The sequence below is a fragment of the Amycolatopsis sp. DG1A-15b genome (assembly GCF_030285645.1).
Lineage (GTDB): Bacteria > Actinomycetota > Actinomycetes > Mycobacteriales > Pseudonocardiaceae > Amycolatopsis.
The window spans coordinates 3,778,287-3,791,175 of the sequence record NZ_CP127296.1; the positions used below are offsets into that span (position 1 = coordinate 3,778,287).

17 protein-coding genes are annotated in these 12,889 nt (G+C 72.2%); 9 read left to right on the forward strand and 8 right to left on the reverse strand.

Translation table 11 applies throughout. The features are described from left to right. Nucleotides 1-33: 33 nt before the first annotated feature. Both QRY02_RS17105 and QRY02_RS17110 read left to right on the forward strand, forming a co-directional pair. Entirely contained in the window at nucleotides 34-882 is an 849-nt protein-coding gene (locus QRY02_RS17105; RefSeq protein WP_285992520.1) for a slipin family protein, read from the forward strand. 89 nt (nucleotides 883-971) lie between these two features. Next, nucleotides 972-1,469 carry a GNAT family protein gene (locus tag QRY02_RS17110; protein ID WP_285992521.1) on the forward strand — a complete coding sequence of 166 codons (498 nt, stop codon included), beginning with the start codon at nucleotides 972-974 and terminating at the stop codon, nucleotides 1,467-1,469. Between the two features lie 7 nt (nucleotides 1,470-1,476). Here the strand turns inward: QRY02_RS17110 and QRY02_RS17115 are convergent, their stop codons facing one another. After that, nucleotides 1,477-1,653, reverse strand: a complete 177-nt coding sequence (locus tag QRY02_RS17115) for a hypothetical protein (protein WP_285992522.1) — start codon at nucleotides 1,651-1,653, stop codon at nucleotides 1,477-1,479. 17 nt (nucleotides 1,654-1,670) lie between these two features. Between QRY02_RS17115 and QRY02_RS17120 the strand changes: the two genes are divergently transcribed. Beyond that, on the forward strand, nucleotides 1,671-2,306 hold the full coding sequence (locus QRY02_RS17120; protein WP_285992523.1) for a hypothetical protein: 636 nt from the start codon (nucleotides 1,671-1,673) through the stop codon (nucleotides 2,304-2,306). Nucleotides 2,307-2,327: 21 nt separating this feature from the next. Here QRY02_RS17120 and QRY02_RS17125 read toward each other — a convergent pair whose 3' ends face one another. The 4 genes from QRY02_RS17125 to QRY02_RS17140 form a co-directional block, all read right to left on the reverse strand. Then, nucleotides 2,328-2,984: a phosphoribosyltransferase gene (locus QRY02_RS17125; RefSeq protein ID WP_285992524.1), complete on the reverse strand. Its 657-nt coding sequence runs from the start codon at nucleotides 2,982-2,984 to the stop codon at nucleotides 2,328-2,330. A gap of 132 nt (nucleotides 2,985-3,116) precedes the next feature. Next, entirely contained in the window at nucleotides 3,117-3,863 is a 747-nt protein-coding gene (locus tag QRY02_RS17130) for a GAF and ANTAR domain-containing protein (protein ID WP_502874254.1), read from the reverse strand. Nucleotides 3,864-3,893: 30 nt separating this feature from the next. Next, nucleotides 3,894-4,634, reverse strand: coding sequence for a GAF domain-containing protein (locus QRY02_RS17135; RefSeq protein WP_285992526.1), 741 nt, complete (start codon nucleotides 4,632-4,634; stop codon nucleotides 3,894-3,896). Nucleotides 4,635-4,882: 248 nt separating this feature from the next. Beyond that, nucleotides 4,883-5,818, reverse strand: a complete 936-nt coding sequence (locus QRY02_RS17140) for an acyl-CoA desaturase (protein ID WP_285992527.1) — start codon at nucleotides 5,816-5,818, stop codon at nucleotides 4,883-4,885. Between the two features lie 220 nt (nucleotides 5,819-6,038). Here QRY02_RS17140 and QRY02_RS17145 point away from each other — a divergent pair, with 220 nt between their 5' ends. Further along, nucleotides 6,039-6,491 carry a DUF6292 family protein gene (locus QRY02_RS17145; protein WP_285992528.1) on the forward strand — a complete coding sequence of 151 codons (453 nt, stop codon included), beginning with the start codon at nucleotides 6,039-6,041 and terminating at the stop codon, nucleotides 6,489-6,491. 55 nt (nucleotides 6,492-6,546) lie between these two features. Here the strand turns inward: QRY02_RS17145 and QRY02_RS17150 are convergent, their stop codons facing one another. Genes QRY02_RS17150 through QRY02_RS17160 form a run of 3 tightly spaced genes read right to left on the reverse strand, consistent with a single transcriptional unit; the run spans nucleotide 6,547 to nucleotide 8,525 of the window. Continuing rightward, nucleotides 6,547-6,963 (reverse strand): STAS domain-containing protein, encoded by a 417-nt coding sequence (locus tag QRY02_RS17150; RefSeq protein ID WP_285992529.1) that lies wholly within the window; start codon nucleotides 6,961-6,963, stop codon nucleotides 6,547-6,549. Between the two features lie 38 nt (nucleotides 6,964-7,001). Then, complete coding sequence (locus tag QRY02_RS17155; protein WP_285992530.1) at nucleotides 7,002-7,358, reverse strand: HPF/RaiA family ribosome-associated protein; 357 nt, start codon at nucleotides 7,356-7,358, stop codon at nucleotides 7,002-7,004. An 18-nt stretch (nucleotides 7,359-7,376) separates the two neighbouring features. Further along, entirely contained in the window at nucleotides 7,377-8,525 is a 1,149-nt protein-coding gene (locus tag QRY02_RS17160) for an AI-2E family transporter (protein ID WP_285992531.1), read from the reverse strand. Nucleotides 8,526-8,688: 163 nt separating this feature from the next. On the opposite strand from QRY02_RS17160, the gene QRY02_RS17165 reads away from it, so the two are divergent. From QRY02_RS17165 to QRY02_RS17180, 5 genes are all read left to right on the forward strand, one after another. Continuing rightward, on the forward strand, nucleotides 8,689-9,840 hold the full coding sequence (locus QRY02_RS17165) for a N(5)-(carboxyethyl)ornithine synthase (RefSeq protein ID WP_285992532.1): 1,152 nt from the start codon (nucleotides 8,689-8,691) through the stop codon (nucleotides 9,838-9,840). A 150-nt stretch (nucleotides 9,841-9,990) separates the two neighbouring features. Further along, the gene (locus QRY02_RS17170; protein WP_285992533.1) at nucleotides 9,991-10,464 is read left to right on the forward strand and encodes a DUF5994 family protein; all 474 of its coding nucleotides are present in this window, start codon (nucleotides 9,991-9,993) and stop codon (nucleotides 10,462-10,464) included. A 267-nt stretch (nucleotides 10,465-10,731) separates the two neighbouring features. Continuing rightward, complete coding sequence (locus QRY02_RS48590; RefSeq protein ID WP_353069203.1) at nucleotides 10,732-10,953, forward strand: RGCVC family protein; 222 nt, start codon at nucleotides 10,732-10,734, stop codon at nucleotides 10,951-10,953. After that, nucleotides 10,950-11,108 carry a DUF6307 family protein gene (locus QRY02_RS17175; protein ID WP_285992534.1) on the forward strand — a complete coding sequence of 53 codons (159 nt, stop codon included), beginning with the start codon at nucleotides 10,950-10,952 and terminating at the stop codon, nucleotides 11,106-11,108. The genes QRY02_RS48590 and QRY02_RS17175 overlap by 4 nt, the downstream gene beginning before the upstream one ends. Nucleotides 11,109-11,306: 198 nt before the next feature. After that, nucleotides 11,307-12,860 carry a UvrD-helicase domain-containing protein gene (locus tag QRY02_RS17180; RefSeq protein ID WP_285992535.1) on the forward strand — a complete coding sequence of 518 codons (1,554 nt, stop codon included), beginning with the start codon at nucleotides 11,307-11,309 and terminating at the stop codon, nucleotides 12,858-12,860. Nucleotides 12,861-12,889: the final 29 nt, after the last annotated feature.

Consider the following 12,889-nt stretch of genomic DNA (forward strand, 5'->3'; position numbering starts at 1 on the left):
CCTCCGGGCGCAAGCCGCGAAGTCTGGAGCACCATGAACGTTCTCGTGATCGTCGTCATCGCCGCCGCGCTGCTGCTTCTCCTGGCTTCCGCGGTGCGGATCGTCAAGCAGTACGAACAGGGTGTCCTGTTCCGCCTCGGCCGGGTGATCGGCGTGCGCGAGCCGGGGTTGCGGCTGATCATCCCGGTCGTCGACGTCCTGCGCCGGGTGCCGTTGCGGATCATCACGATGCCGATCCAGTCCCAGGGCATCATCACCCGCGACAACGTGAGCGTCGACGTGTCCGCGGTGGCGTACTTCCGGGTGCGGGACGCGGTGAAGTCGGTCGTCGCGATCGAAAACGTCTACGCCGCGATCGACCAGATCGCCCAGACGACGCTGCGGAAGGTCGTCGGGCAGCACACGCTGGACGAGACGCTGTCCGAGACCGACAGCATCAACGTCGACATCCGCCGGATCCTGGACGTCACCACGCTCGACTGGGGCGTGGAAGTGACTTTGGTGGAACTGAAGGACATCCAGCTGCCCGACACGATGAAACGGGCGATGGCCCGGCAGGCCGAAGCGGAACGCGAGAAGCGCGCCAAGATCATCAGCGCCGAAGGCGAATCCCTCGCCGCCGCCGCACTGGGCGACGCGTCGGACACGATGATGGCGCACCCGCTCGCGCTGCAGCTGCGCAACCTGCAGAGCCTGGTGGAGATCGGCGTGGACAAGAACACCACCGTCGTGTTCCCCGCCCCGCTGATGAGCACCATCGGCGAGCTGGGCTCGTTCCTGGCCCGCGAGAGCGCCGCCGCGACCCGGCCGGAACCGGCCGCCACGGCCCCGGTCGTGCCGCCGAAGGCGGCCGTGAACGGAACCCGGCCCGAAGAGCACTGACCGGCGGCCCGGCGACTCCACAGTGTTCTGTGCGAAAAGGACAGAACACTGTGGACCCGGTCCGGTCACCGGTCCCGTGAGGAGACACCATGTCCACCGCCACCCCACCGGTACGAGCCCTGCTCCCGGACGGCGAAGTCGCCTGGGTGCGCACGCTGGAAGCGCGCGACGCCGCCGCGGTCCTCGCGCTGCGGGCTCGCGTCTCCGGGCGGGATCGGCACCTGCGGTTCTTCGGTCTCGGCGTGGCCGGGCTGGCCGAGCTCGCGACGCAGCTGTCCCGCAGCACCGGCGTCGGGCACACCGCGGTGGGGTGCTTCCTGCACTCCCGGCTGGTCGGCGTCGCCCGCTACGACATCCTCGCCGACCCGGCCGAAGCGGCGATCGCCCTGGTGGTCGACGGCCACGGCCCGACGCTCGGCGTGGCGGCCCTGCTGCTCGAACAGCTCGTCGTCTCGGCCGAACACGAAGGGGTGCGGATGTTCGTCGCCGACACGGACGCGGGGAACGCGAAGATGCTCGGCGTCTTCGCGGCCCTGGGTATCCCGTTCCGCCCCGGTCTGCCGTCCGGGAACGGCTCCCCGGAGTGACGTCCGGTCAGCCGCCGGTCCGGTCGCCGGCCGCCGGTGCCGAGGCATCCAGGCGGGCGTGCAGCCGTTCGCGGATCTCGTCCGGGGTGTAGGCCCGCCGCCGGCGCTCCTCGCGCGCGATCACCACCCCGGTCGCGGCGACCCCGACGAGCCCGGCCAGTCCCACTGTCTTCCACCAGCGCATCGGCCTAGGCTACTGCCGTGCCGGGGAACCAGCTGGATCTCGACGAAGCCGTGTCCGTGACGCGCACGGGTGACCTGTGGTTGTTCCGGGGCCGGTCCGCGGCCGACCGCACGATCCGCGTCGTGACGAACAGCCCGGTCAACCACGTCGGCATGGCCGTGGTGATCGAGGACCTGCCGCCGCTGATGTGGCACGCGGAGCTGGGGCGGGCCCTGCCGGACGTCTGGTCCGGGACCCACCAGCGGGGCGCCCAGCTGCACGACCTGCGCCGGGCGGTGCTCGTGTGGGCCGAGAAGTACCACCAGCAGGTCTGGCTGCGCCAGCTCGACCACCCGGTCACCGGGGAGGCGGAGGACGCCGTCCTGCGCACGATCGCGCGGCTGGACGGCACGCCGTTCCCGTCGACCGCGCGCCTCGCGTCGCGCTGGCTCGGCGGCCGGCTGCCCCGCCGCAAGCGGGAGGCCCGGGAAGCCGACCTCGAGAGCGGGTACTGCGCCGAGATCGTCGCACTGACCTACGAAGCCATGGGCCTGCTGCCCCGGGGCCGCCGGCCGAACTGGTACGACCCCGGCCGGTTCTGGAGCGGCGACGACCTCGAGCTGGCGGGCGGCGCGGCGCTGGGCGACGAGATCGCCGTGCGCCTCCCGAGCTGACTCGTCAGTCCACTGTGGACGTCATCGGCGGGCTTCGGTCGGCAGGCGGGGTTCGCGGTGCAGCAGTTCGAGCGCCTCGGTGTCGGCCACCGCGGAGAACTTCCGGTAGCTGTTGCCGACGGCGTGCAGCCAGGCCACCGGGCGCAGGCAGACGAACTGGTCCACCTCGCGGCCGAGCCGGTCGGCGACGTCGGTCTGCGCGACCGGGACCGCCAGCACGATCCGGCGGACCTGACGGGCCCGCAGGACGCGGATCGCCGTGTGCGCGGTCGTGCCGGTGGCGGCGCCGTCGTCGGCGAGGACGACCGTGCGGCCGGCGATCGCCGCCGGCGCCACGGTGTGCCGGTAGACGGCGACCTGCCGGGCCAGTCCGGCCCGCGCGTCGGCGAGGAGCTGGGCGAGCTCCGCCGGGTCGATGTCGAACCGGCGGATGGCGTCGTGGTCCCAGACGACCAGGCCGCCCTCGCCGACGGCGCCGAGCGTCGTCGGCGGCGGCCCCGCGGCCTCGATCCGGCCGGTGAGCAGGATGTCCAGTGGCGCGCCGAGGACGTCGGCGATCTCGCCGGCCACCACCAGCCCGCCCTCGGACAGGCCGAGGACCACGGCCCGGTCGCCGCGCAGCGGACGCAACCGCAGGGCGAGACGCTCGCCGGCTTCCCGGCGATCACGAAACCGCATGGGCACTCCTGGAAGTCGCGGGCCGGTCGGCCGCCTCCAGCATCACGCCACCGCGTCCGGGCCACGAGGGCCGTTGGTCACCGCGGGGTGGACCGTTCGGCACCTTTCACCGGTGCCCGCACCGGACCCCGGTCAGTGAGCGTGGGTCGACTCCGAGGGGGCCAGCACGACCGCCGGCGCGAGCGCGCGGTCGGCCAGCGCGCGGGCGACGTCGCTCAGCCGAAGATTGTTCCGCCGGGCGTAACCGCGCAAGGCCCGGAAGGCCGCGTCCATGCTCAGCCGTCCGCTGGTGGCGAGCACGCCCTTGGCCTGCTCGATGATCACCCGGCTGTTCAACGCCGTCTGCAGCTGCTCCGACAGGATCTCCCCCTGCCGGAAAGCCCGCTCGTGCAGGATGCCGATCGTCGCCGTGTCGGCCAGCCCCTGCGCCAGCGCCACGTCGTCCGCCGACAGCTCACCCGAGTTCAGCCCGAACAGGTTCAACGCCCCGATCGTCTGCTTGCGCAGACGCAACGGCACCGCGTGCACCGACGCGAACCCGTCCCTGGCCGCTTCCGCCGCGAACCGCGGCCACCGCCCCGCCGCCGCCGCGATGTCGGCCACCAGCACCGGCGAGCTGGTGGTGAAACATTCGACGCACGGACCTTCGTCGACGTCGAGCTGGAACAACTCCAGCAGCCGCGCCTGCTCGGTCGAGGACGCCAGCACCTGCAGGCCACCCCGCTCGTCGACCAGCGTCAACCCCGCCGCGGCGACGTCGAGCAGCTCCACGCACTGCTGCACCAGCGTGTGCAGCAGATCAGCGACGTCGTAGTCGTCGACCAACGTGTCCGCCAGCGCCACGAACGCCCGGGTCACCTGTCGTTCACGATCGGCCATGCCCACCATCTCCTCGTCCATCTGCTGCCTTCATGGTGAATCCCCACCGAATGCCTCGTCCAACCGCAACCGCCCGGCCACGACGTCGGCCGCGACCTCGAGCAAGGAACGGCCGTGCCCGAACGCATACGCCCGCAACCGGGCCAAGGCGGCGGACGGAGGCAGGTCCAGGTGCGCGATCAGCATCCCGGTGGCCTGGTGCACCTCCCGGTACCGCATCCCCGCGCCCTCCATCCACCGCCCGTCCCCGTCCAGCCAGCGACCGCCTCCGTCCCGCAGCCCCGACAGCGCGAGCGCCGCGATGTCGGCCACCTGCAAGGCCATCGACAGCTCGCCGGGGCTCAGCGAGCACGGCGTCGACCGATAGGTGTCGAGGGTCGCCACCCGGACCGCGCCGATCTGCACCGGGAACGTGAACAACGCCGCCACCGGATGCGCCGCGGCCTCGGCCGCGAACACCGGCCACAGCGGCGGCGGTTCCGCCGCCAGATCCGGCACCAGCACCGGCCCACCGGTGACGTAGGCCTCGAAACACGGCCCTTCACCGAGGGAAAACTGCAGCTCCGCCAGCGCCAAGCTCACCGGGTCACTGGCGTAGACGACTTCGCGGTGCCCGGCGTCGACCATGATCGACACCGCCGCACCGTCCACCGGCAGCAGGCGCACGCACGACCGGCACACCCGCCCGACGACGTCGACCCCGCTCCCGGCGCCGGCGCCCTCGCCGAGCGCGGCCAGCACACTCGCGCGCAGCACCTCGACTTCAGCCACCGCGAGCCCACGACCTGCGGGCGACACGTCTCAACATCCGGTTCCTTCCGAGTCGGCGTTCATGATCGCCACACCAACTCGGACACCACCAGATCCGGATCAGCACCGCTGTCGCGGCTGCGGGCTCCCACCCTACTCGCAGGCGCCGTGGACGAAGCTCAAGAAACTTGCCGGCGCCGTGGCGGCGGGTCTTGCCGTGTTGGCCGGGTTCGCGGTGGCCGGCAGGGCGGTGGTGTGCCGGTGAGCGATCAGCGCACCGGCTTGCCGAACCCGCGGGGCGCGGGGGCGTAGCCGGGGTTGAGCTTGCGGGCCAGGTGTTCGGGCCGGGGCCAGCGGACGTCGGTGGCCCAGCCGAGCTTCTCGAACAGCCGGATCAGCCGGGCGGACATGTCGAGCTGGCCGCGGCGGACGCCGTGGCGGGCGCAGGTGGGGTCGGCGTGGTGGGAGTTGTGCCAGGACTCGCCCATCGAGGCGATGGCCAGCGGCCAGAAGTTCGCCGACTTGTCGCGGGCGGCGTAGGGCCGTTCGCCGATCATGTGGCACAGGGAGTTCACCGACCAGGTGACGTGGTGCAGCACCGCCACCCGCACCAGGCTCGCCCAGAAGAACGCGGTCAGCGCACCCCACCAGGACAGCGTCACCAACCCGCCGATCAGCGCCGGGGCGAGCAGGGTGAGCACGGTGAGCGCGGGGAACCAGCGGTCGATCCGGACGATGTCGCGGTCGGCGAGCAGGTCGGGCGCGAACCGTCGCGCGTTGGTCTTCTCCCGGTCGAACAGCCAGCCCATGTGGGCGTGCCAGAAGCCCTTGGCGAGCGCGGCGGCGGAGGTGCCGTAGCGCCAGGGCGAGTGCGGGTCACCGTCGCGGTCGGCGTAGGCGTGGTGACGCCGGTGGTCGGCGACCCAGCCGATCACCGGGCCCTGCATCGCCATGCTGCCCGCGACCGCGAGGGCGATCCGCAGGCCGCGATGGGCTTTGAACGCCCCGTGGGTGAAGTAGCGGTGGAACCCGATCGTCACCCCGAGCCCGGTCAGGAAGTAGAACCCGACGGTCAGGGCGACGTCGGTCCATCCGAGGCCCCAGCCCCACGCGAACGGCACCGCCGAGGCCAGCGCCAGCAACGGCACCACCGCGAACAGCTTGACCAGGAATGTTTCGGTGCGGGACTTCTCCCCCGCGAGCATCGGCTCTACGGCCTTCGGTGGCCGGGCCGGCGGACGATCCAGCGTGTGAGTCAATTCGATCGCTCTTTCCGTGACGTGAGAGTTCGCCAAGGTCCGGGGCGATCGACCATCGGGTAGCCAGCCGGCGGCGGCCTAAACGCCCGCAGGAGGCGGTGGGTCCCTTCACGGCACCGACCGGCCCGCCCGGCACGCCGGTCGGCGGCCCCCTAGCGTGGCGGGCATGGAGCATCCCGAGCTCGAAGCCCGAACCCTCGAGCGCAGCCTCGTCGACTACGTGCGCGCGGTCGCGGCCGCGGTCGGCGTCCCGGACGAGAGCACCACGGTCGAGATCAGCGACACGGCCACCGCCTACCTCGGACTGCCCCGGCGATGGCTCGACCGGCCCGACCACGACGTCATGCTGGTGTGGAGCGAACGGCGCGGCTGGTGGCTCGCGGTGGAGACCGAGCCCGCCGAAGCCCCGGTGGTCCTCGCCTACCAAGGCGGTGACAACCTCGTGCCGGCCCCGGACGCGGTCGCCCGGTTCGTCGCCGACACCGCTGCCGGGCGCCACACCGGCCGGGGGCGTCCCGGGCCGGTGGCCGCCGCGACCCGCAGATCGCTGGCCGAGCAGCTGAGCCCCTACCTCCGCGACGCCCCGGAACCGGGTTCACCTCCGGCGGCGGGCGGCTGACCGCGTGGCACGCCCGACCTGGCCGGAATCGTGCACTCCGGAGAGCTCCCGGCGGTCAGCCGGTGTCCGCCGCCGACCATCGCGGCGCCGCGATGGCCGCCGCCAGCGAGGTGTGGACGACCAGGCGTTCATCCGCGCGGGTGAGCTGCAGCGGCCGCCGGGTCGCGCGCGTCGTGGCGACCAGCCGCACATCGGTGCCCGGTGTGGCCCGGCAGTGGGCGTCGAGCAGCACCGCCAGCCCGGCGGCGTTCAGGAACCGGACGAGGGACAGGTCCACGACGATCCGGCGCGGCGTCCGGCTCAGGCTCGCTTCCAGGACGTCGTGGAGCATCGGCGCCGTGCAGAGGTCGACGTCACCGTCCACGGCGACGACCAGCGCCCCACCGAACCCCTCCACGGTGATCGCCAGATCCTGGTACCGGTGGACCGGCAACCGGCGCGGGCGCGGGAAGTCGAGGACGACGGGCGGCACTACCGGCTCGCCCGCGACATCTTGTCCACTGTGGACGTTCATGATCCGGCGCGCCCGGCCTGGTGCCGGATGGAGTCCCCGCCCTTGTGGTGGTCCATCCGCCCGTACACGCTTTCGAGCACGTTCTCCAGTTTGTGCACGGCACCCCGGCACGCCTCGGCGACCGAACCCGCGTGGTGGCTGACGGCCACCGTCCGCCGTCCGGCCGGCCGGGCCTCGAGCACGCAGCGGCGATCCTGTCCGCCCTCGGCGGCGGACTCTTCGCTGAAGTGGACTTCCAGCCGCGTGATGTGGTCGCTGAAGCGCGACAACTTGGCGGCCAGCTCCCCCTCGAAGTGCCGGATCAGCTCTTCACCGCCGGGCACGGTCCGGTCCGTGCTGATCTGGATCTGCATGCCTCCCATCGTGTCCACTCAGGTGACGGTCTGCCCAGGGTCACTCGTCCCCGTCCCGAGGGCCGAAGGAACCTTTCTCACGGCCTCCGGCGAGGTGGTCAGGCTCCGCACGCCCGAGCTGAAGACGGCGAGCAGGGGCACGGCCAGCAGAGCACCGACGATGCCGGCCACGACCAGTCCGATCGCGAGGGCGAGGACCACGGCCAGTGGATGCAGCCGGACGGCGCGCCCGAGCAGCAGAGGCTGCAGGACGTGGCTTTCGACCTGCATGACGCCGACGACGACGGCGAGCACGATGACGGCCGCCCACACGCCGTTGGCCACCAGGGCCACGAGGACGGCGATCGCGCCCGCGATCACCGAGCCGATGACCGGGACGAACGCGCCGAGGAAGACCAGCGCGCTCAACGGCGCCGCCAGCGGGACCCCGATGATCACCAGCCCGAGGCCGATGCCGGCCGCGTCGACGAACGCGACGGCGGCCGTGCCGCGGATGTAGTGCGCCAGGGTGGTGAACCCGCTGCGCCCGGCCACGTCGACGCGGTCGCGCAGGGGTGCCGGCACGACCCGCAGCACGAACACCCAGATCACGCGGCCCTGGGCGAGGAAGAAGATCAGGCAGAACACGACGAGCAGGGACTCGGCGAGCAGTTCGCCCACGGTCACCGCCGTGGTGAGGGCGCCCGAGGCGATCGCGGACTTGTTCCGGCCGAGCATGGCGGTCAGGTTGCCGAGCATGTCGTCGAGCTGGCGCTGGCTCAGGTGCAGCGGCCCGGTGCGCAGCCAGGCGTGCAGGTCGGTCAGGCTCGCGGTGACCTGGTCGATCAGCCCGGGCATGCCGACGGTGACGCTGATGACCACGAACGTCACCACGCCGCCGGCCAGCACGATTCCGACGATCAGCACGATGGCGGCCGCCAGTCCGCGGGGGACCTTCCTGGCCGCCAGCCAGGAAACGGCCGGGGAGAACAGGCCCGCCAGCAGCAGCGCCACCGCGACCGGGACCAGCACCGAGGCCAGCTTGACGGCCACGAAGCCCGCGACCGTCAGGGCGCCCGCGATGATCAGCGCGCGCCAGCCGACGGCGGCCGCGACCCGGAGCCCGTAGGGCACCGCGGACAGCACCTCGTCGGGGGATTCGCGGCCCACCGGTCGATCGGCTGTCATGAGCGTCCGCCTTTCCGTCGCCGGTACCCGTCCCGGCCAGGACGTGACCGGTTCCAGCGTGCCCCGGATGTCTCCACGCCGCCGAGTGGCGGACGGCCGAACCCCGTGGGCGGAGCCGCGTGTTCACCGTGTGTTTAGACTGGGGTCTAGCAAAGGGGCCCCCGTGCACCAGCTCACCCTCGGCGTCATCGCGCATTCGCGGAAAGCGGGCGAACGCCGGCTGCCGATCCATCCACGCCACGTCGAACGAATCGACGCCGGCCTGCGAGCCCGCATCCACCTCGAACACGGCTACGGCGAAGACTTCGGCGTCCCGGACGCACAGCTGGCCGGCGCCGTCGCCGGGCTGCGCACACGGGAACAGCTCATCGCCGAGTGCGACATCATCCTGCTGGCCAAGCCGCTTCCGCGGGACGTCGCGGACCTGCGGCCGGGTCAGGTGCTGTGGGGCTGGCCGCACTGCGTCCAGGACCGCGAGCTCACGCAGACGGCCATCGACAGCCGGTTGACCCTGATCGCCTTCGAAGCGATGAACCACTGGCACCGCGACGGCTCGTTCGGCCTGCACGTCTTCCACAAGAACAACGAACTGGCCGGCTACTCCTCGGTGCTGCACGCCCTGCAGGTGATCGGCTCGACCGGCGACTACGGCCGGCGGCTGCGGGCGGCGGTGATCGGCTTCGGGGCGACGGCGCGGGGCGCGGTGACCGCGCTCAACGCGCACGGCGTGCACGACGTGGACGTGCTCACCGGCCGCGACGTCCCGGCGGTCGGCTCGCCGATCCACTCCGCGACGATGGTGCAGTTCGAGCACGACGTGAACAACCCCGGCGACCCCCGCCGCAGCCACGTACTGACCGACCGCGGCCGGGTGCCCCTGGCGGGGTTCCTCGCCGAGCACGACGTCGTCGTCAACTGCGTCCTGCAGGACACCGCCGCGCCGTTGACGTTCCTGCTGGAGGAGGACCTCGCCGCGTTCGCGCCCGGGAGCCTCATCGTCGACGTCTCCTGCGACGAAGGCATGGGCTTCAGCTGGGCTCGGCCGACCACGTTCGCCGACCCGGCGTTCGTGGTCGGTGACGGCGTCACGTACTACGCCGTCGACCACAGCCCCTCCTACCTGTGGAACTCGGCCACGTGGGAGATCAGCGAGGCCCTGCTCCCGTTCCTGGAGACGGTACTCGGCGGACCGTCCGCGTGGGACGGTGACGAAACCGTCCGCCGGGCCATCGAGATCCGCGACGGCGTCGTCCGGAACCCCGCCGTCCTGGCGTTCCAGCACCGCGTGGCGGAATACCCGCACCTCGTGGAGTAGGCGACCGCGGCAGGCCGTTGCGCGGGAGGTGAACACCGGCCGTGTACGCTGGGTGTCGACCGAGAGCATTTCGTGCGCAAGTGATCGAACCTGCGCCGTCCTCGGCCCCAGTCCGGCCGATCGTCCACAGCCGGAGACGGGAGCACCGACATGCCGTCGGGCCCGAACACCACCCTTGCCACTCAATCGGTCACCGAGCCCCGGCTACGGCTGAAACCGGCGGCCCCCGCCACCGGACACGTCGACGGCGGGTGGTGGCCCCGCTCTGACGGGCTGGCCGCCGAACTGCCCGCGCTGCTCGCGGCGGTGGCCGCCCGGCTGGGCCGCATCGACCGGGTCACCTACCACCTCGGCGACTGGCCGGACCCGCCCCGCCGCGTCACCTTCGACGGCAGCGGCGTCCGGCTCGAGGGTTTCCGGTCGCAGGCCGCCGGCAGCTTGACGGTGATCGGCTGGAACCGGCACCGGACGACCCTGCTGGTCGTGCCCCCGGAAACCGGTCCCGACGCCGCCCAGCGGGCCCTCACGACCGCCGCGGACCCGGACGACACCCACGACAGCGCGCAGCTGCTGAGCGCCGCCGAGCACGTGAAGGCCACCAGCGGCGCACCGCTGCCCTCCTGAACCGCGCCGCCCACCGGCGGCACCCACGAAAGGACCCCCGATCAGTACTCCCACCCTCGACAGTTCGCTGTTCAGCCACCCCGTCGCCGAGCAACCCCGGCCCGGCGCGCTCACCGCCGTCCAGGACGACCGGTACGGGAGCCTGTTCCGCCAGCCGGTGTACACCCCGGAACCGCCGGCCGACGGCGGGACGGCACCCGGCCGGCGCCAGGGCCCCGGTGCGGCGGGCACCTGGGCACACGACCCGTCCGGACGCCGCACCCGCCGATGACACCGGAGCGGGCGTCGGCTTCCGCCGTCCTGACACCGAGCGGCGCCGGCACAGAGACCGGCGGCACGGCCGCGGCGGCGTGCGCGGCCTGCCGGCACGCGCAGCACACCCATGATCCGATCGCACGCCGTTTCTGCACGGCGACCGTGGCGGGTGGGTTCAACCGCGGATGCGTTTGCGTCGGCGGGAATGACCAATTTGAGAAGGAAACAGCATGACCACGGAAACCGCCTTTGCCTCCCGGTACGACCTCCGTGTCAAACTGGTGCGAGACGTCCTGAAAGAGAACACGAAATTGTCGGACACCGCCTGCCGGACCCTCGCCGTGCAGCTACTGAACACCATGGACACGATTCCCGAACAAGTGCGGTGAACGACCACCGCCCACCGGGATCCTCGGGGTCCGGGCAGGGCGGTTTTTTCGTCCCGGCGCAACTGGGCGACCGGGGCCGGGTATCCACCGTGGGAAGCAGCGCGAACACACGTACGGCCGGAATGGCGGTACGAACCCGCTGGATCGGCGTGTAATCGTTCGATCAGCCGCCTGCCGCTTCCCCCGGGAGGAGACCCGATGCCCGCGCGCCCGCCGACGTCCGAACAACGGGCCGCGGTCGACGCCTTCCGCGCCGGCCGGCACCTGGTGCTGCAGGCCGGCGCGGGCACCGGGAAGACGACCACCCTGACGATGCTGGGCGCGAGCACCCGCCGCCGCGGCCGGTACCTGGCGTTCAACAAGGCCATCGCGACCGAGGCCCGCCGCCTGTTCGGCCCCAACGTGGCGTGCTCGACCGCGCACAGCCTCGCGTTCAAAGCGATCGGGCACCGCTACCACGAGCGGCTCAACCACCCGCGGATGGCCACCGCGAAACTGGCGCAGTCGCTGGGTATCACCATGGAAGCGACGATCGGCGAGCGGAAGCTGACCCGCGCCGCGCTGTGCTACGCCGCCCAGCGCACGGTGATCCTCTACTGCTACTCCGCTGACGAGACCCTCGCCCGGCAGCACGTGCCCTGGCTCAAGGGCATCGGCGAGGAGCACCTGCACGACCAGCTCACGGAGCTCGTGCTGCCCTACGCCCAGCGGATGTGGGCGGACCTGCAGAACCCCGAGCGCGGGCGGGTGCCGTTCAAGCACGACCACTACCTGAAGATGTGGGCCCTGACCCGGCCGCGGCTCCACGGCGACTTCTTCCTGCTCGACGAGGCCCAGGACACCAACCCGGTCGTCGAGCAGGTCTTCCTCGCCCAGGGCGAGCACGCCCAGCTGGTCATGGTCGGCGACTCCGCGCAGGCCATCTACGGCTGGCGCGGCGCGCGCGACGTCATGACCGGCTTCACGGGCCGCCGGCTGGCGTTGTCGCACTCGTTCCGGTTCGGGGACGGCGTGGCCGCCGAGGCGAACCGGTGGCTGGCCATCGCCGGTGCGCCGATCCGCCTCACCGGTTCTCCCGTGGTGGCCAGCAGGGTGGGCACCGTCGAGCAGCCGGACGCCATCCTGTGCCGCACCAACGGCCGCGCGATGGCCGAGATCCTCACCCTGCTCGGCAAGGGCCGCCGGGTCGCGCTCGCCGGCCGCGCCGCCGTTCTCCAGGGTCTGGCCGAGGCCGCGCGCGACCTGCAGGCCGGCCGCCGGACCGTCCACCCCGAGCTGCTGCTGTTCGCCACCTGGGGCGAAGTCCAGGACTACGCGGAATGGGACCCGGACGGTCGCGACCTGCTGTCGTTCGTGGAGGTCATCGACGAACACGGCGCGGACGTCGTGCTGCACACCCTCTCCCGGCTGGCCGCCGAAACCCACGCCGACGTCGTGGTCTCGACCGCCCACGCCGCGAAAGGCCGTGAATGGTCGAGCGTCCGCATCGCCGACGACTTCCCGGAGCCCGTCGACCCGGAGAACACCGACCTCAACGGCGAGCCGATCCCGGGCAAGATCGAGCCCGGCGAAGCCCGGCTCGCCTACGTGGCTGTCACGCGGGCCCGGCACCGCCTCGACCTCGGCGGCCTGGCCTGGATCAACCAGCACCCCGACGGCAACCCGGGCTCGGAGCAACGGCACGGCCGGGCGGCCGGCCGGCACGGGGGGAACGTGCTCGCGGCCCGCGAGAGCCACGACGCCCGCGGCTGACGCCGGCGCCCGGCCGAACTACCATCACG

Coding starts and splice junctions, on each gene's coding strand:
- QRY02_RS17105 (WP_285992520.1), top strand. CDS start 34: ATGAACGTTCTCGTGATCGTCGTCATCGCCGCCGCGCTGCTGCTTCTC.
- QRY02_RS17110 (WP_285992521.1), top strand. CDS start 972: ATGTCCACCGCCACCCCACCGGTACGAGCCCTGCTCCCGGACGGCGAA.
- QRY02_RS17115 (WP_285992522.1), bottom strand. CDS start 1,653: ATGCGCTGGTGGAAGACAGTGGGACTGGCCGGGCTCGTCGGGGTCGCC.
- QRY02_RS17125 (WP_285992524.1), bottom strand. CDS start 2,984: ATGCGGTTTCGTGATCGCCGGGAAGCCGGCGAGCGTCTCGCCCTGCGG.
- QRY02_RS17130 (WP_502874254.1), bottom strand. CDS start 3,863: ATGGCCGATCGTGAACGACAGGTGACCCGGGCGTTCGTGGCGCTGGCG.
- QRY02_RS17140 (WP_285992527.1), bottom strand. CDS start 5,818: ATGCTCGCGGGGGAGAAGTCCCGCACCGAAACATTCCTGGTCAAGCTG.
- QRY02_RS17145 (WP_285992528.1), top strand. CDS start 6,039: ATGGAGCATCCCGAGCTCGAAGCCCGAACCCTCGAGCGCAGCCTCGTC.
- QRY02_RS17155 (WP_285992530.1), bottom strand. CDS start 7,358: ATGCAGATCCAGATCAGCACGGACCGGACCGTGCCCGGCGGTGAAGAG.
- QRY02_RS17160 (WP_285992531.1), bottom strand. CDS start 8,525: ATGACAGCCGATCGACCGGTGGGCCGCGAATCCCCCGACGAGGTGCTG.
- QRY02_RS17170 (WP_285992533.1), top strand. CDS start 9,991: ATGCCGTCGGGCCCGAACACCACCCTTGCCACTCAATCGGTCACCGAG.
- QRY02_RS48590 (WP_353069203.1), top strand. CDS start 10,732: ATGACACCGGAGCGGGCGTCGGCTTCCGCCGTCCTGACACCGAGCGGC.
- QRY02_RS17175 (WP_285992534.1), top strand. CDS start 10,950: ATGACCACGGAAACCGCCTTTGCCTCCCGGTACGACCTCCGTGTCAAA.
- QRY02_RS17180 (WP_285992535.1), top strand. CDS start 11,307: ATGCCCGCGCGCCCGCCGACGTCCGAACAACGGGCCGCGGTCGACGCC.